This window comes from Agromyces sp. 3263 (genome assembly GCF_031456545.1).
Taxonomy (GTDB): domain Bacteria; phylum Actinomycetota; class Actinomycetes; order Actinomycetales; family Microbacteriaceae; genus Agromyces.
Window position 1 is genome coordinate 972,795 of sequence record NZ_JAVDUV010000002.1, and the last position, 16,157, is coordinate 988,951.

The following is a 16,157-nucleotide window of genomic DNA, read 5'->3' on the forward strand; positions in this document are numbered from 1 at the left end:
CCCTCACGAGATCACGTCACAGCGTAGTGGCCGGCGGTGCGCGAGGTCGGCGATGAGCGCGGCGAGGAGCGCGACCCGCTCGGGCACGCTGTCGAGGTCGAGCCATTCCGTCGCAGCGTGGTCGTCGCCGCCGATCGGCCCGAGCCCGTCGAGGGTCGGCACGCCCACGGCAGCCACGAAGTTGGCATCGGACGCGCCGCCGGTCGGACCGGCCTGGACGCGGAAGCCCAGGCGGTCCGCGACATCCGCCGCCGCGGCGACGACCGGGGCGGTCGACGCGGCCTCCAACGGCGGGCAGACGTCCTGCCGGACGGCGAAGACGCTGGTGCCCGCCACCTTGACGGCCGACGCCCGCTCGTCGATGGCGTCGAGCACCGCCTCGAGGTCGTCAAGGGTCCGCGCGCGGACCTCGACGAGGAGCTCGGCCGCGTCGGGGACGATGTTCGGGCGGCTCCCGGCCGAGACGTTGCCGACGTTCACCGTGACGCCGGGGCGGCTGGCGTTGAGGGCGAGCAGGTCGAGCACCAGGTGCGCGGCCTCCGCCGCTGCGTTCGCGCCGCGCTCGGGCTCGATGCCGGAGTGCGCCGCTCGGCCCCTGACCTCCAGGCGCACGTCGGCGATGCCCTTCCTCGCCGACACGAGGTCGCCGTTCTCCCTCGCGCACTCCAGGGACAGGGCGACATCCGCCTCGCCGGCCAACGTCGCGAGCTGCGCGCGGCTCGCGGGCGACCCGACCTCCTCATCGGGGGTGAGCGCGATGATGAGCTCGCCGTAGCCGCGCCATCCGCTGGCTTCGAGGGCCCGGGCCGCGGCGAGACCGGCCAGGAGCCCGCCCTTGTCGTCGCTGACTCCCGGTCCGTACGCCCGCCCGTCCGACTCCCGATACGGCCGGCGTGCCGCCTCGCCGGTGGGGAAGACCGTGTCCATGTGCCCGAAGAGGAGCACCGTGGCCGTGCCGGTCCCACGCCGACGGGCCACGACGACATCGCCGCGGCGGACACCACCGACGGGGTCGGTGGCCGTGCGGGCGACGGTGAGCCCGTCGGCAGCGAGGCGGCCCGCGCACCAGTCGGCGACGCGATTCACGCCGTCGACGTCGGCGCTGCCGGAGTCGATCGAGACGAGTTCGGCGAGGTCAGTGCGGTAGCCGGCGACCGCGCCCTCGACGGCGGCACGGAGGGACGCGAGCCAGGTCGGCGATTCGGACGGGAGGGTGGTGCGAAGCCCGACCGGTCGCGAAAGATCGAGCGGCACTCAGAGCACCTTCGACAGGAACGACCGCGTGCGCTCCTCGGCCGGCTCGACGAGCACCTGCCGCGGATCGCCCTGCTCGACGACGACCCCGCCGTCCATGAAGACCGCCACGTCGGCGACCTCCCGCGCGAACCCGATCTCGTGGGTCACCACGATCATGGTCATGCCCCGCTCCGCGAGCCCGCGCATGACGTCGAGCACGTCGCCGACGAGCTCGGGGTCCAGCGCAGACGTCGGCTCGTCGAACAGCATGACCTGGGGGTCCATGGCGAGCGCTCGCGCGATGGCCACCCGCTGCTGCTGGCCGCCCGAGAGTTGCGCCGGATACGTCCCCGCCTTGTCGCCGAGCCCGACCTGTTCGAGCAGGCGAATGCCGTCGTCACGCGACTGGGCCCTCGAACGCCCGAGCACCTGGGTCGGCGCCTCCATCACGTTCTCGAGGGCGGTCATGTGGGGGAACAGGTTGAACCGCTGGAACACCATGCCGACCTTGCGGCGTTGGGTGGCGACCTCCTTCTCGCGCAGTTCGAAGAGTCGGCCGTCCTTCTCCCGGTAGCCGACCGTCTCACCGGCGACGCGGATCACGCCCGAGTCGATCTGCTCGAGGTGGTTGATGCACCGGAGGAACGTGGACTTCCCCGACCCCGAGGGGCCGAGCAGGCACACGACCTGGCCACGCTCGACGGACATCGTGATGCCCTGCAGCACCTCGAGGCTGCCGAAGCGCTTGTGCACCTCGACGGCCTCGACCATGGGGCCGGCGGTGGGGCCGGTGGGGTCGGCAGGAGGGGCGGCCTGTGGGGCGGCGGCGGTCATGAGGCGGACTCCTTCTTCGAGGCACGCGCGGGCAGGGTGAGGCTCTGGGTGAACGTGGAGACCCGCGACCCCAGCGTGGGGCGCACGCCGGTGAAGCCGCGGCCGTAGCGGCGCTCCAGCCACATCTGCGGAATCGAGAGGATCGAGGTCAGCGCCAGGTACCAGATCGCCGCGACGATGAGCAGCGGGATGATCTTGTAGTTCTGGGTGTACGCCTCGCGGATGTTCGACATCAGGTCGTCACCGGCGACGATGGCGACGAGCGAGGTGCTCTTGAGCATCGTGATCGTCTCGTTGCCCATGGGCGGGATGATCACGCGCATCGCCTGCGGGAGCACGATCCGCCGCAGGGTCTTCATCGGGGACATGCCCAGCGAGTGGGCGGCTTCCGTCTGGCCGGGATCCACGGACTGGATCCCCGCGCGCACGATCTCCGCGGCGTACGCCATCTCGTTGAGCCCGAGCGCGAGCAGCGCGGCCACGGTGGCCGGGATGAGGTCGCTCGTCGTGAACGACCAGAACTCCACCGAGGTGAACGGCACGCCGATGACGACCTTCGGGATGAAGGCGCCGATGAAGCCCCAGAAGATGAGCTGCAGCAGCAGCGGCGTGCCGCGGAAGACCCAGATGAAGAGGGCCGCGGCGATCGAGAGCACCGGGTTCGGCGAGAGGCGCATGACGGCGACCACGATGCCGCCGATGACGCCCACCACCATGGATGCCGCGGTGAGCCAGAGGGTGATGACGACGCCGCTGAGCGTCAGGGGCTTGAAGAGGTACTCCCCCACCGTCGGGAGGTCGAGGTTCGGGTTCTGGAGGATCGACGACAGGGTCGCGATGCCGATCACGAGGACGAGCACTGCGGCGATCCAGCGGCCCGGATGCCGCACGGGCACCGCCTCCACGGGTCGGGGGCGGGCGGCGCCCGAGGAGCCGCGCGGTCCCTCGGGCGCCGTCAGGGCTGACGGCTTCGTTGCGGTCATGGGTGGTGCTTTCGGTTCGGTCGCGACCGGATGGTCACGAGGAGGCGGCGCCGTTGATGGTGGCTTCGTCGATGCCGATGCCGGTGACACCGTACTGGTCGAGGATGGCTTCGTAGGTGCCGTCGTCCATGAGCGACTGGAGCGCGGCCTGGATCGCCTCGGCGAACGCCGGGTCGTCCTTGAGCACGCCGATGCCGTTCAGCGTGGCGTCGTAGCCGTTCGGGGCCTCAGGATCCTCGACGACCTCGAACGTCTTGCCGTCGTTGGTCGTCTTCGCCACGTATCCGGCGCTCGGCTTGGTGAGCAGCGAGGCGATCGCCTTGCCGCTCGTGATCGCGAGCTGGGCATCCGCGTCGGACGGGAACTCCGACAGCGCGATGGGCTCCAGTCCGTTCGCCTCGCATTCGCCCTGCCAGACGTCGTTGACCAGGTCCACCTGGCTCGTCGCCGCCTGCACGGCGACGTCGGCGCCGCAGAGGTCGAGGAAGCCCTCGATGCCCTCGGGGTTGCCGGCCGCGGTCAGGATGCCGGTGCCCGACGCGGAGTAGTCGACGAAGGTGAGCACCTCCATCCGCTCGACGCTCGAGGTCATGGCGGTGATGGTCGCGTCGAAGTTGCCGGCCTGCAGTGCCGGGATGATGCCGTCGAACGCCTGCTGCTCGAACTCGAAGTCGACGCCGAGCTTGGCGCCGATCGCACGGCCGAGGTCGACGTCGACCCCGGTCAGCTCATCGGACCCCTCCTCGGTGAACATCTCGAAGGGCGCGTACGGGGCGTCGGTCGCGACCTTGACCGAGCCGGCGTCCGCGATCTCGGGCGGCAGCAGTGCCGCGGCGTCCTCATCGACGGTGATCTCGATACCGGCGATCTTCACCGGCTCGGATGCCGCGGGCTCACCCTCGGCGGATGCGGCGGTGCATCCCGTGGCGAGCAGCGCCGTTGCGGAGACCAGCGTGAGGGCCGCGGTGAGGCGACCAGCGGAGGGAAGTGGGGAACGCGACATGACATGCCCTTCGTGCGGTTCGTGGGGTGGGGTGTGCTTGCGGTCGAGTATGTAACATCCGTTACAGAAATGCTAGTGATTTCTGTTTCTGTAATGTAGCGTCGCGGCCATCCCCGCATCCGGCGGGCACGAAGGAGTGACATGAATCGCATGCTTGCCCCCATTCTCGCCTCGACGTTGGCCATCGGCCTCGTCGCCGTCGCGGCGCCGGCGCACGCCGCTCCCGGCGGACCGCGCGCACACGGCGCCGACCCGCGCGCCGGCTCGCTCGTGCTGATCGGAGGGAACCTCTCGGAGGACGCGGCCATCCTCTCCAAGATCGTGGAACTCGCCGATCCCGACGGCGGCGGGCCCGAAGCCGCCCGCATCGCGATCATCACGGCGGCGGCGGCCCCCGCGGAGAGCGCTGCGGAGGGATCCGATTCCGCCGAGAACAACGCCCAGGCCAACGGCCTCTACTACGCCGAGCTGTTCGGGCGCTATGGAGCCGAGACCTACGTGGTGCCCATCGACGAGGCGGTGGACTTCGACGGAGACTCGTACGTGCCGAGCAATGCCGACCGTGCCGACGTCGCCGACCAGGTCCGGCAGTCGACGGGCGTGTTCCTCGGCGGGGGCGACCAGATGCGGTACGTCCGCACCCTGCTCGACTGCTCGGGAGCACCGGTCGACGAGGCCTACCGCCGGTGCGCCGACACGCCCGTGCTCGGCGCGGTCCGCGACGTGCTCGACGCCGACGGCGTCGTCGCCGGGGTCAGCGCCGGCCTGACGATCCAGCAGGGCGCCGACATGGTGACCGGCGGAGAGTCCTACCAGGCGTGGCGGGACGGCGGCTCGCCGGGATACCTCGACGACCCGACGGCGCTCGCATCGCTGCCGTTCGGCGGCTTCGGCTTCTTCCAGGAGGCCCTGCTCGACAGCCACTTCGGCACGTGGGGCCGACAGGCCCGCATGATCCGGCTCGCGGACGACACCCACCACCGCCGGATCCTCGGCGTCGACGAGACCACCGCCCTCGCCTATGACCGCTCCACGCGCATCGGAGAGGTGATCGGCGAAGCCGGCGCATCCGTGATCGACGTCGAACCGCGCGACGTGCGCGGACAGACCGCACGCGACGTGCGCTGGACGCGGCTCGTCGCCGGCGACGCGTTCGACTTCGCGCGCGGCACGGCCATCCCCGGCGCGGAGCGGATCACGGCGCCGGCAACCGGTGCCGGACCGGCGGAGGCCGCCGACGTCTGGGACTCGATCGACGGGCCGGGCAACTCGGGCTCCCTCAGCGACCTGGCCACCGCCCTGGTCGCCTCCTCGGCGACGACGGCCTCGGGCACGAGCTTCGAGACCGCGCCGCAGTTCCGCACGACCCTCACGCGTGACCGCGCGACGAGCTGGTGGTCGACCGGCGGGTTCGAGCAGCTGCGGGTCGACATCGGCGCCGAGTGAGCGCCCGCCGTTCGCCACGACGGCCCCGGGGCCGATGCTCAGGTCGTCGCGGCGAACGGCACGCTCCCCGCGCTGCAGTACGAGCCGGGGCTGTGCACGAGGTGCGCGATGCGGAGCTCCTCGTCGTGATCGTCGCCCACCGCGGGCGCGAGCTCGGGGGCGACATTCCACGTGAACTGCGGCGCATCCGGATTCGCTCGTTCGTGCTCCCCCAGCGCGACGGGCAGCAGCCGCAGTCGCCGGTCGACCCACTCGGCGTCCCACGGACCCTCGTCCGCGATCTGCTCGGCGGCGCGGAACTCGTAGTAGATCGTACGGCGGAGCCGATTGCCGGTCACCGCTTCCGACCCGTGCACGACCATCACGTCATGCACGAGGACATCCCCCGGTTCCAGCTCCACCTGGATCACGCCCGGCGCATCCCACCCGTACTCCTCCTGGAGCTGGCAGACGTCGACCGGGGCGAGGTGCGAGCCGGGTGCCACGCGCAGCGCGCCCTCGCCCGCACGGGACGCGTCGAGGTAGACGTCGACGTTGAAGATGCGGTGGGTGCGCGGGTGGACGGCGTCCTGATGCCAGTCGATGGCGGCGCCGTCGCCCTCGTCCTTGAAGACGAGCGACTCGTAGGTGGGCACGAGGTTCGGCCCGGCCAGGCTCTCGGCGATGCCGAGCACGGCCGGGCTCCCGAGCAGTTCGAGCGAGGCGGCGCGTCCCTTGCCGTGCAGGTAGTCGACGCGGAACATGCGGCGTTCCCCGCCCCGCGTGGCCCATTGGTAGTCGGATGCCGCGGGGTCCTGCTCATCGAGCGCGCGACCGTCGGCGATCCACCCGTCGGCCGCGGCTCGCAGGCGTTCGAGCAGCGGTGCGGGGATGCGGCCGCGCAGCACGAGGTATCCCTGCGCATCGAACTGCGCGATCTCCTCGGGCGTGAGGTGGTACGCGCCTGGCGCGACGAGTCCGGCCTGCGGCGGGCGGGCGTGGACGGTCTGGCTCATGAGCGGTCTCCTTCGTCGAAGTGGAGTGGTCGACATCGACGCTAGATCGGAGGATCGCGCGGTTCTTCCGGTCTGAGGTGCGAGAATTCCGGAATGCTCAGGTCTTCCTTCGGGCTCGCATGCTGGCAGGGCGAGGCGGGTCCGATGACGGTGGCCCATCGCCACGACGACGTCGAGTTCAACCTCGCCACCGTGGACCTCGAGTACCTCGTCGACGGCCGGCCGTTCTCGATCCCGGCCGGGCGGCTCGCGGTGTTCTGGGCGGCCAGGCCGCATCAGCTCGTGAGCGCGGCCGGCAGCCAGGTGGTCACCTGGCTCACGGTCCCGCTCGACCGCGTGCTGGGATGGGGGCTCTCCCGCCGCTTCGTCGAGCGGATGCTCGCCGGTGAGTTCGCGCTCCTCGACCACGACGGGGCGCTCGGCCTCGGCGACCGCGTCCCGGGGTGGCAGGCGGAACTGGCGGGCGACGACGACGAGCACCGCACGGCCGTCCTCGAGATCGAGGCGTTCGCCCGGCGCGTGGCGCGAGCGTCGTCGGCGGATGCCGCTGCGAATGCCGCGGCATCCGGATCAGGCATCCGCCCCCAGGCCGCGGCAATGGCCGCGTGGATCTCGGAGCACGCGCACGAGGAGGTGCGCGTGCCGGAGGTCGCACGCCAGGTGCACCTGCATCCGCAGTACGCGATGGCCGTCTTCCGCGACGCCCTCGGCATCACGATCGGCGAGTACCTCACGCAGTGCCGCATCGCCCGCGCACAGCACCTGCTGCTCGCGACGAGGATGCCGGTGCCCGAGGTGGGATTCGCGTCGGGCTTCCGCTCGCAGAGCCAGTTCTACGCCCGCTTCCGCGAGCGATGCGGTGAGCCGCCGGCCGCGTATCGACGCCGATTGGGCAGCGCGGTCGACTGACCCGCGTCAGGCCGAGTCCCGCCAGACGATCTCGGTGTCGAGCAGGAGGCCGCTCGTGTCGACGTCGCCGCGGAGGCGATCGAGCACGAGGGCGGCCGCGCGGCTGCCGAGCACGGCGGCGGGCTGCCGCACGGTCGAGAGCGCGGGCTGGGTGCGTGTGGCCCACGCGCTGTCGTCGAAGCCGACGACGCCCGTGTCGAGGGGCACGCTCCGCCCCGTCGAGCGCAGCGCCTCCATCGCGCCGGCCGCGACGGCGTCGGATGCCGCGAACACGCCGTCGATCGCCGGATCCCGTTCGAGGAGCGAGAGCATCGCGGCCCGCCCCTCGGAGTACGAGTAGAACGGGATCGGCTCCACGATCCGCTCGTCGAACCGGTCGCCGAGCGCGTCGGTGAACCCGGCGAGTCGGTCGGCCCCGGAGTCCCGGTCGAGGGCGGCGGCGATCATCGCGATGCGACGGCGGCCGGTGCCCATGAGCCGTTCGGTGATGGCGCGCGCCGCACCCCGGTTGTCGATCCCGATGTAGGCACCGGAGACGAGCCCCGGCGGGTGCCCCACGTACACCGCGGGCAGGGCGAGCCGCTCCACGACCCGGGTGATCGGGTCGTTCTCGCGAGCCGAGACGATGATCACGCCGTCGACGAAGCCGCCGCCGAGGTAGCGGGCGACGCGGTCGGTGTCGCGGTCGGAGTCGACGATCAGGCACACCATCTGGTGGTCCGCCTCTGACAGCGTCGTGTTGGCGCCGAGCAGGATCGAGCCGATGTTGGGGTCCTCGACGAACAGCGAGTGGGGTTCGTGCACGATGAACCCGATGGCCTGCGTGCGCTGCATGACGAGGTTGCGCGCGGCCGTGTTCGGCGTGTACCCGACCTTGCGGATCGCCGCTTCGATGGCCTCTCGCGCGTGCGCGGAGACGTACCGCTCGCCGTTCACGTACCGGCTGACCGTGCCGCGTGAGACGCCGGCCTCCGTGGCGACGTCGTGCACGGTGGCGCGCCTCGGGGAGTGCGACGGGGTGGACACGAGACTCACTGTATCGCCCTCGAAGAGTTGACATCCGGGCGACACGATGCAAATGTGTGTACGTTCACAGACATTCGCCGGGGAGTTGTCGCCGTCGGATCTGTGCACGTTCACAGATGCACGAGCACGATCGACGGAGCGCACATGTACCACCTCGCCACGATGGCGCCGCAGCCCACCGCCGACGCGTCGCGTCCCCGCTTCCAGCACCAGGGCGTCGCCTTCGGCTGCGACTACAACCCCGAGCAGTGGGACCCCTCGGTCTGGCGCGAGGACGTCGCGCTCATGCAGGAGGCCGGCGTCGACCTGGTGGCCGTGAACATCTTCGGCTGGTCCCGCCTGCAGGGTCCCGACGGCTCGTTCGACTTCACCGACCTCGACACCGTGATCGAGCTCCTCCACGAGGCGGGCGTCCGGGTGAACCTCGGCACCGGTACCGCATCGCCCCCGCCATGGCTGACCGCACGCCACCCCGAGATCCTCCCGGTGATGGCCGACGGCACCACGCGGCATCCGGGCGGCCGGCAGGCCTGGTGCCCCAGCTCCCCCGTCTTCCGGGCCTCCGCCCTCGCGCTCGTCGATGCGGTGGCCGAACGATACGGCGAGCACCCCGCCGTCGCGCTCTGGCACGTGTCGAACGAGCTCGGATGCCACAACGCCCTCTGCCACTGCGATGCGAGCACCCGCGCGTTCCGCGACTGGCTCGAGCGGCGCTACGGCACCATCGCCGAGCTCAATCGGGCTTGGGGCACGAGCTTCTGGAGCCAGCGCTACACCGACTGGAACGAGATCGGCACCCCGCGCCTCACGGTCTCCACGCGCAACCCCGGCCAGGTGCTCGACTTCCACCGGTTCTCCTCCGACGAGCTGCTCGGGTACTACCGCTCGGAGGCCGCGATCATCCGCAGCCGCAGCGAGCGGCCGATCACCACGAACTTCATGGTCACCGCGCACATCCGGAACCTCGACTACTGGACCTGGGCGCCCGAGATGGACGTGGTCGCGAACGACCATTACCTCGACCACCGCCTCGACGATCCCCGCGCCGAACTCGCCTTCGCCGCCGACCTCACGCGCGGTCTCGCCGGCGGCGAGCCGTGGCTCCTGATGGAGCACTCGACCGGATCGGTCAACTGGCAGCCCGTCAACGCCGCCAAGGAACCCGGACAGATGCTGCGCGACTCCCTGACGCACGTCGCCCGCGGCGCCGACGCCGTCTGCTTCTTCCAGTGGCGCGCCTCCCTGCAGGGATCCGAGAAGTTCCACTCGGCGCTGCTGCCGCACGCGGGCACGACGTCCGCGCTGTGGCGCGAGGCCGTCGAGCTCGGCTCGATCATCGGTCGACTCGACCAGGTCGCGGGCGCCCGTGTGGTCGCCGACGTCGCCCTGCTCTTCAGTTGGGAGTCGTGGTGGGCGAGCGACGCCGAGAACCGCCCGACCCACGAGATCGAGTACCTCGACCAGGTGCACGCCCTCTACGGCGCACTGCGCGACCTGGGCGTCACGGTCGACATCGTGCGGCCCGGTGCCGACCTCACCGCGTACCGTCTCGTCGTCGTTCCCGGCCTCTACTCGGTGCGTGACGCCGAGGCCGCCACCCTCGACGACGCCGTCGCCGCCGGCGCCCACGTGCTCGTCACCTTCTACAGCGGCATCGTCGACGAATCCGATCGGGTCCGTCCCGGCGGCTACCCCGGCGTGTGGCGCGACCTGCTCGGCATTCGGGTCGAGGAGTTCGCCCCGCTGCTGCCCGGTACGCCGCTGACCCTCGAGTCCGGTGCCTCCGCGTCGCTCTGGAGCGAACGCATCGAGGTGACGGATGCCGCGGTCGTCGACCGGTTCGCCGACGGCCCCGCCGCCGGGCGCCCCGCGATCACACGCCGCGCCGCGGCATCCGGAACCGACGGCGGTGACGCCTGGTACCTCGGCACGCTGCTCGAGCAGGGCGCCCTGCGCGACCTCGTCGGCCGCGTGCTCGAAGGTGCCGGCGTCGAGGCCGACCCCGCGGCATCCGCCTCGGTCGAGGTCGTGCGCCGGGTCGGCGCCGAGCACTCGTACCGATTCATCATCAACCACGGCACGGACGACATCGACGTCGTCGCCCGCGGAACGGAACTCGTGACCGGCGACGCCATCGCCGGATCGTGCCCCGTTCCCGCCGGAGCCGTGCGCGTCGTCAGAGAGGAAGGAGCGGCATGACCGCCCCCGTCACCACCACCGGCGCCCCCGCGGCCCCCGGGATCGACGCCGGTCCCTCCCCCGCGCCGCGGCCACGCCGACGCGTGCAGCACCCCGGAGCCATCGTCGCGTTCGTCGCCCCGTTCGGACTGCTCTACCTGCTGTTCTACGTCGTGCCCATCGGGTACGCGATCTACCAGTCGCTGCTCGTCGTCGAGCGAGAAGGCACGTTCGGCGAGGCCACTGAGGTGTTCGGCGGGCTCACCCAGTACGCGCTCGTCTTCCAGAACGAGCCGTTCTGGACCTCCGTCGGCCGGGTCCTCGCGTTCGGCGTCGTCCAGGTGCCCATCATGCTCGGCCTCGCACTCCTCTTCGCCCTGCTGCTCGACTCGCCGCTGCTGCGCGGCAAGAAGTTCTTCCGCCTCGCGTTCTTCGTGCCCTACGCGGTGCCGGGCGTCATCGCCGCGATCATGTGGGGCTTCCTGTTCTCCCCCAACCTCTCCCCGTTCCAGGAGCTGACCCGCAACGTCGACTTCCTCGGCGCCGACCTGGTGCTGTGGTCGATCGCGAACGTCGTGACGTGGGTGTTCGTCGGTTACAACATGCTCATCATCTACTCGTCGCTGCTCGCGATCCCGGCCGAGATCTACGAGGCGGCGGTGCTCGACGGCGCCGGCCAGGGGCGCATCGCCTGGTCGATCAAGATCCCGCTCGTCCGTCCCGCGCTCATCCTCACCGCCATCTTCTCGATCATCGGCACCCTCCAGCTCCTCGCCGAGCCGCAGGTGTTCCGATCGTTCAGCTCGGCGGTCACGAGCACGTACACGCCCAACATGACGATCTACGCGACGTCCTCGATCCCGAACGTCAACCTCGCGGCGGCCTTCTCGGTCGTGCTCGCACTGGCCACGTTCATCCTCTCGTTCACGTTCCTGCGCATCACCCGGAAGAAGGCCGAAGCATGAGCGCCGCGATCGACACGGATGCCGCGCACGGCAGCATCGGCTCGGAAGCTCCCACCGGACGCACCCAGCGCGGTGGTTTCCCCGCAGGACGCGGGCCGCGGGAGCGGTTCGTCCCGCGTGCCGGAGCCATGCTCGTCATGGGCGTGTTCACGCTCTACTTCCTCATCCCGATCTGGTGGCTTGTCGTCGCGTCGACGAAGGACCGCGCCGACTTCCTCGGCACCAACCCGCTGTGGTTCGCCGACGTCGCGTTCTTCGACAACGTGGCCGCGCTCTTCGCCTACCGCGACGGCGTCTACCTCAGGTGGATGCTCAACAGCGTGCTCTACGCCGGCCTTGGCGCGCTCGTGGCGACGCTCCTTGCGGCCATGTGCGGCTATGCGCTGGCGAAGTACCGGTTCCCGGGCCGCGAGACGATCTTCAACGTCGTCCTCGGCGGCGTGCTCGTGCCCGCCACCGCCCTCGCCCTGCCGCTGTTCCTGCTGTTCAGCCGCGTCGAGCTGACCAACACCTTCTGGGCGGTCTTCCTCCCGAGCATCGTCAGCCCCTTCGGCGTGTACCTCACGCGGGTGTTCGCCGAGGCATCCGTGCCCGACGAACTGCTCGAGGCCAGCCGCCTCGACGGCGCAGGCGAGGTGCGCACCTTCTTCACCGTCTCGATCCGCCTCATGTTCCCGGCGCTCGTCACCGTGTACCTCTTCCAGTTCGTGGCGATCTGGAACAACTTCTTCCTGCCGCTCATCATGCTGCGCAGCGAGGAGCTGTTCCCGGTGACCTTCGGCCTCTACGCGTGGAACTCGTCGATCAACCAGTTCCCCGAGCTCCGCAGCTTCGTGCTCGTCGGAGCGCTCCTCTCGATCATCCCCCTGATCGTCACCTTCCTCCTGCTCCAGCGGTACTGGCGCACCGGCCTCGGCACGGGCGCGTTGAAGTAGGACCGCGTCCCGACGGCGGGACGCCACCACCCAGCACCATCCCCACTCAGCACCACCACACCGAGCACCACCACACCGAGAAAAGGAACACCATGCGTCACACGAAACGAGCGGTCGCCGCAGCCCTGCTCACCACCGTCGCGATCGCGATGGTCGGATGCTCCGCCGGAGGAAGCGGCAGCGACGCCGCCTCCTGCGAGCCCGCGGACGGCGACGTCAACCTCACCTTCACCTCCTGGATCCCCGGCATCGAGGACGCCGTGGCGATCTGGAACGCGGACAACCCCGACATCCAGGTCGAGGTGCAGACGGGCCCCTCCGGCAACGCCGGCACCTACCAGAACTTCTTCAACCAGCTCGAGGCCGGCAACGCGCCCGACCTCGGCCAGATCGAATACGACGCCCTGCCCAACTTCCGCGTGCAGGACGGCCTCGAGAACCTGGCCGCGTGCGAGGACATCGTCGCGGCCGAGGACCAGTTCCTCCCATGGACGTGGAGTCAGGCCAGCCTCGGCACCGACGACGAGCTCTACGGCGTGCCGCAGGACCAGGGACCGATGGGCCTCTTCTACCGCAGCGACCTGTTCGAGCAGAACGGCATCCCGGTGCCCACCACGTGGGAGGAGTACAAGGCGGCAGCGGAGCAGATCCGCGCGCTCGGCGGGTACATCACCAACTTCTCGCAGACCGACATCAACCAGTTCGCCGGATTCGTGTGGCAGGCGGGCGGCCAGTGGTTCCAGAACGACGGCGACGAGTGGACCGTCGACCTGACGAGCGAGGAGTCGACCAAGGTCGCCGAGTACTGGCAGGACCTCATCGCGAACGACCTCGTCTCGACCTACCCCGCCTGGACCGACGAGTGGAACAACGCGTACAACTCCGGTGAGGTCTGGACCTGGAACTCCGCCGTCTGGGGCGCCAACTCGATCCTGAGCGGCGCACCCGACACCGCCGGTCACTGGTCGGTCGCGCTCGCCCCGCAGTGGGAGGCCGGCGGCGAGGCCGCGGGCAACTGGGGCGGTTCGTCGGTCGCGGTCTTCAAGGGCACCGAGCACCTCTACGAGGCCGCCAAGTTCGCGCTGTGGCTGAACACCTCGGAGGAGGCGCTCACCTCGCTCAACCAGACGGCCCAGATCTACCCGGCCACCACGGCCGGCCTCGAGCTTCCCGTCCTCAAGGAGGGCGTCGACTTCTACGGCGGCCAGAAGATCTACGACGTGTTCGCCGAGGCGGCCACGCAGGTGAGCCCGGACTTCACGTGGGGTCCGACCATGACGCAGACGTACGCCGACGTCTCCGACGGCTTCAAGGCCGCCGCGAGCGGTGACGGCACGCTCGTCGACGCGCTCACCAAGGGGCAGGCCACGACCATCTCCACGCTCGAGGCCCAGTCCATCCCGGTCGCGGAGTAACCTCACCCCGTGATCCATTACCTCCGTGCCGCGGGCGTCAGCGTCGTCGTCGACGCCCGCGGCACGGGCGTGCCCGCCGTGCTGCACTGGGGCGCCGACCTCGGAGCACTCGACGAGGCCGCCCTCGATGCCCTCGCCCTCGCCACGGTGCCCTCGGTGCCGCCCTCTTCGATCGACCAGCCCCTCCGGCTGAGCCTGATGCCCACGTTCGGCGAGGGCTGGAGCGGCCGACCGGGCCTCCAGGTGTTCCGGGATGCCGCAGGGGCAGACGGTCCCGCCGCGGCTCGCGCGCTCGCAGCGCCCCGGCTGGAGCTCGCCCATGGCGTCCTCCACGAACTCGATGCGCCGTCGACCCTCACCTGGGAGCTCGTCGACGCCGGGGCATCCGTTGCCGTCATCACCGAGCTCGACCTCAGTGACACGGGCGTCCTCCGGCTGCGGCACCGCGTGGAGAACCGCGGGCAGGGTTCGCTCGGCATCGGCCGCGCGGCCGTCGTGCTGCCGGTGCCGGCGCGCGCCACCGAGCTCCTCGACTTCAGCGGACTGTGGAGCCGCGAGCGACGGCCGATCCGCCGCACCCTCGAGCACGGCGTCCACAGCCGCGAGGGGCGCCACGGCCGAGGCGGCCACGACGACGCGTTTCTCCTGGCCGCCGGCACCCCCGGGTTTCGATTCCGCAGCGGCGAGGTGTGGGCGACCCACGTCGCCTGGAGCGGTGACACCGAGGCGTGGGCCGAGCGGTCGGCCCTCGGACCCGCGACACTCGGCGGCGGCGAACTCCTCGCGCCGGGCGAGCTCACGCTCCCGGCCGGAGCCGCCTACACCTCGCCGTGGGTCATCGCCGTGTACTCGAACGCCGGGCTCGACGGCATCTCCGACCGGCTGCATCCGTGGATCAGGTCGTGGTCGACCATCCGGCGGGAGCGGCCGCTCGTGCTCAACACCTGGGAGGCCGTCTACTTCGATCAGTCCCTCGAACGACTGGAGCCGCTCATCGACGCGGCGGCCCGTGTGGGCGTCGAGCGGTTCGTGCTCGACGACGGCTGGTTCCGCGGCCGGCACGACGATCGGCATGCGCTCGGCGACTGGACTGTGGACTCCGCGAACTGGCCCGATGGCCTCGGCCCGCTCATCGCCCGCGTGCACGGGGCGGGCATGGAATTCGGACTGTGGGTCGAACCCGAGATGGTCAACCTCGACTCCGACCTCGCGCGGGCGCATCCCGAGTGGGTGCTCGGCCGACCTGGCGACCTCGCGTGGCGGCACCAGCACGTGCTCGACCTCACCGCCCCCGGTGCGAGCGACCATGTCTTCGCGCGCCTCGACGACCTGCTCGCCAACCACGACATCGCCTACCTCAAGTGGGACCACAACCGCGACCTGCTGGGCGGTTCGGCCCACGCGCAGACCCTCGCCGCCTACGCGCTCATCGACCGGCTCCGCGCCGCGCATCCGGCCGTGGAGATCGAGTCGTGTGCCTCGGGCGGCGCGCGCATCGACCTCGGCATCCTCGAGCGCACCGACCGGGTGTGGCCGAGCGACACCAACGACCCGCTCGAGCGGCAGGGCATCCACCGGTACACGAGCCTCCTCGTGCCGCCCGAGTACCTCGGTGCACACCTGGGAGCCGCCCGTGCGCACACGACCAGGCGCCGGTCCGAGCTCTCCTTCCGGTTCGCGACCGCTCTCTTCGGGAGCGCCGGCATCGAGTGGAACCTCGCCGAGGCGAGTGACGCCGAGCTCGATCACATCGCGGCGTGGGCGAGCGAGTACCGCCGTCTCCGTCCCCTGCTGCACAGCGGGCGCGTCGTGCGGGCCGACCCCGACGATCCGGCCCGGATCGTGCACGGCGTCGTCTCCGCGGACCGGACGCACGGGATCTTCTCGATGGCGATGCTCGGCACCGCACGTGCGGCCCTGCCCCCGGCGATCCGGATGCCGGGACTCGATGCCGACCGCGTCTACCGGGTCCGGCGCCTCGAGCTCGGCCCGGCACCGCGCACCGTGCAGGATGCCGCTCCCCCATGGTTCGAGGCGGGAACGATCGAGCTCACCGGGCGAGTGTTGGCGGAGGTCGGCCTCGCCGTGCCGCTGCTCGCGCCCGAGAATGCCGTGCCCTTCGAACTCTCGGCGGTGTGAGGGCAGACGAAGAATCCGGCGCAGCGTGGCGCTGCGCCGGATTCGTGCCAAGCCAGTTGCCTCGAGTGATGTCGAGAAACCGAAACTGACCGG

13 protein-coding genes are annotated in these 16,157 nt (G+C 70.7%); 7 read left to right on the top strand and 6 right to left on the bottom strand.

Annotation, left to right across the window (positions count from 1 at the left end):
* Nucleotides 1–3: 3 nt before the first annotated feature.
* From J2X63_RS17815 to J2X63_RS17830, 4 genes are read right to left on the bottom strand one after another with little or no spacing between them, the layout of a single operon-like run.
* The gene (locus J2X63_RS17815) at nt 4–1,254 is read right to left on the bottom strand and encodes a M20/M25/M40 family metallo-hydrolase (protein ID WP_309979715.1); all 1,251 of its coding nucleotides are present in this window, start codon (nt 1,252–1,254) and stop codon (nt 4–6) included.
* Nucleotides 1,255–2,070 carry an amino acid ABC transporter ATP-binding protein gene (locus J2X63_RS17820; RefSeq protein WP_396133171.1) on the bottom strand — a complete coding sequence of 272 codons (816 nt, stop codon included), beginning with the start codon at nt 2,068–2,070 and terminating at the stop codon, nt 1,255–1,257.
* Complete coding sequence (locus J2X63_RS17825) at nt 2,067–3,053, bottom strand: amino acid ABC transporter permease (RefSeq protein WP_309979717.1); 987 nt, start codon at nt 3,051–3,053, stop codon at nt 2,067–2,069. Before J2X63_RS17825 ends, J2X63_RS17820 begins: the two co-directional genes overlap by 4 nt.
* Before the next feature lie 34 nt (nt 3,054–3,087).
* The gene (locus tag J2X63_RS17830; RefSeq protein WP_309979719.1) at nt 3,088–4,056 is read right to left on the bottom strand and encodes an ABC transporter substrate-binding protein; all 969 of its coding nucleotides are present in this window, start codon (nt 4,054–4,056) and stop codon (nt 3,088–3,090) included.
* A 150-nt stretch (nt 4,057–4,206) separates the two neighbouring features.
* On the opposite strand from J2X63_RS17830, the gene J2X63_RS17835 reads away from it, so the two are divergent.
* Nucleotides 4,207–5,502: a hypothetical protein gene (locus tag J2X63_RS17835; protein ID WP_309979722.1), complete on the top strand. Its 1,296-nt coding sequence runs from the start codon at nt 4,207–4,209 to the stop codon at nt 5,500–5,502.
* 38 nt (nt 5,503–5,540) lie between these two features.
* Here the strand turns inward: J2X63_RS17835 and J2X63_RS17840 are convergent, their stop codons facing one another.
* Nucleotides 5,541–6,497, bottom strand: a complete 957-nt coding sequence (locus tag J2X63_RS17840) for a phytanoyl-CoA dioxygenase family protein (protein ID WP_309979724.1) — start codon at nt 6,495–6,497, stop codon at nt 5,541–5,543.
* A gap of 93 nt (nt 6,498–6,590) precedes the next feature.
* Between J2X63_RS17840 and J2X63_RS17845 the strand changes: the two genes are divergently transcribed.
* Complete coding sequence (locus J2X63_RS17845; RefSeq protein WP_309979727.1) at nt 6,591–7,406, top strand: helix-turn-helix domain-containing protein; 816 nt, start codon at nt 6,591–6,593, stop codon at nt 7,404–7,406.
* Between the two features lie 6 nt (nt 7,407–7,412).
* On the opposite strand, the gene J2X63_RS17850 is transcribed toward J2X63_RS17845, so the two are convergent.
* A complete protein-coding gene (locus J2X63_RS17850; RefSeq protein ID WP_309979729.1) occupies nt 7,413–8,432 on the bottom strand; it encodes a LacI family DNA-binding transcriptional regulator in 1,020 nt (339 codons plus the stop codon).
* A 144-nt stretch (nt 8,433–8,576) separates the two neighbouring features.
* Between J2X63_RS17850 and J2X63_RS17855 the strand changes: the two genes are divergently transcribed.
* The 5 genes from J2X63_RS17855 (at nt 8,577) to J2X63_RS17875 (ending at nt 16,064) form a co-directional block, all read left to right on the top strand.
* Entirely contained in the window at nt 8,577–10,631 is a 2,055-nt protein-coding gene (locus tag J2X63_RS17855) for a beta-galactosidase (protein ID WP_396133172.1), read from the top strand.
* Nucleotides 10,628–11,575 (top strand): sugar ABC transporter permease, encoded by a 948-nt coding sequence (locus J2X63_RS17860; protein WP_309979731.1) that lies wholly within the window; start codon nt 10,628–10,630, stop codon nt 11,573–11,575. Before J2X63_RS17855 ends, J2X63_RS17860 begins: the two co-directional genes overlap by 4 nt.
* Nucleotides 11,572–12,510 (top strand): carbohydrate ABC transporter permease, encoded by a 939-nt coding sequence (locus J2X63_RS17865; RefSeq protein ID WP_309979732.1) that lies wholly within the window; start codon nt 11,572–11,574, stop codon nt 12,508–12,510. The genes J2X63_RS17860 and J2X63_RS17865 overlap by 4 nt, the downstream gene beginning before the upstream one ends.
* A 92-nt stretch (nt 12,511–12,602) precedes the next feature.
* The gene (locus tag J2X63_RS17870) at nt 12,603–13,925 is read left to right on the top strand and encodes an extracellular solute-binding protein (RefSeq protein WP_309979734.1); all 1,323 of its coding nucleotides are present in this window, start codon (nt 12,603–12,605) and stop codon (nt 13,923–13,925) included.
* A 9-nt stretch (nt 13,926–13,934) separates the two neighbouring features.
* Complete coding sequence (locus tag J2X63_RS17875) at nt 13,935–16,064, top strand: alpha-galactosidase (RefSeq protein ID WP_309979736.1); 2,130 nt, start codon at nt 13,935–13,937, stop codon at nt 16,062–16,064.
* Nucleotides 16,065–16,157 lie beyond the last annotated feature (93 nt).

Excerpts from the sequence above, each read along its gene's own strand:
- J2X63_RS17820 (WP_396133171.1), bottom strand. The coding sequence starts at position 2,070 with ATGACCGCCGCCGCCCCACAGGCCGCCCCTCCTGCCGACCCCACCGGC.
- J2X63_RS17825 (WP_309979717.1), bottom strand. The coding sequence starts at position 3,053 with ATGACCGCAACGAAGCCGTCAGCCCTGACGGCGCCCGAGGGACCGCGC.
- J2X63_RS17830 (WP_309979719.1), bottom strand. The coding sequence starts at position 4,056 with ATGTCGCGTTCCCCACTTCCCTCCGCTGGTCGCCTCACCGCGGCCCTC.
- J2X63_RS17835 (WP_309979722.1), top strand. The coding sequence starts at position 4,207 with ATGCTTGCCCCCATTCTCGCCTCGACGTTGGCCATCGGCCTCGTCGCC.
- J2X63_RS17840 (WP_309979724.1), bottom strand. The coding sequence starts at position 6,497 with ATGAGCCAGACCGTCCACGCCCGCCCGCCGCAGGCCGGACTCGTCGCG.
- J2X63_RS17845 (WP_309979727.1), top strand. The coding sequence starts at position 6,591 with ATGCTCAGGTCTTCCTTCGGGCTCGCATGCTGGCAGGGCGAGGCGGGT.
- J2X63_RS17855 (WP_396133172.1), top strand. The coding sequence starts at position 8,577 with ATGTACCACCTCGCCACGATGGCGCCGCAGCCCACCGCCGACGCGTCG.
- J2X63_RS17860 (WP_309979731.1), top strand. The coding sequence starts at position 10,628 with ATGACCGCCCCCGTCACCACCACCGGCGCCCCCGCGGCCCCCGGGATC.
- J2X63_RS17865 (WP_309979732.1), top strand. The coding sequence starts at position 11,572 with ATGAGCGCCGCGATCGACACGGATGCCGCGCACGGCAGCATCGGCTCG.
- J2X63_RS17870 (WP_309979734.1), top strand. The coding sequence starts at position 12,603 with ATGCGTCACACGAAACGAGCGGTCGCCGCAGCCCTGCTCACCACCGTC.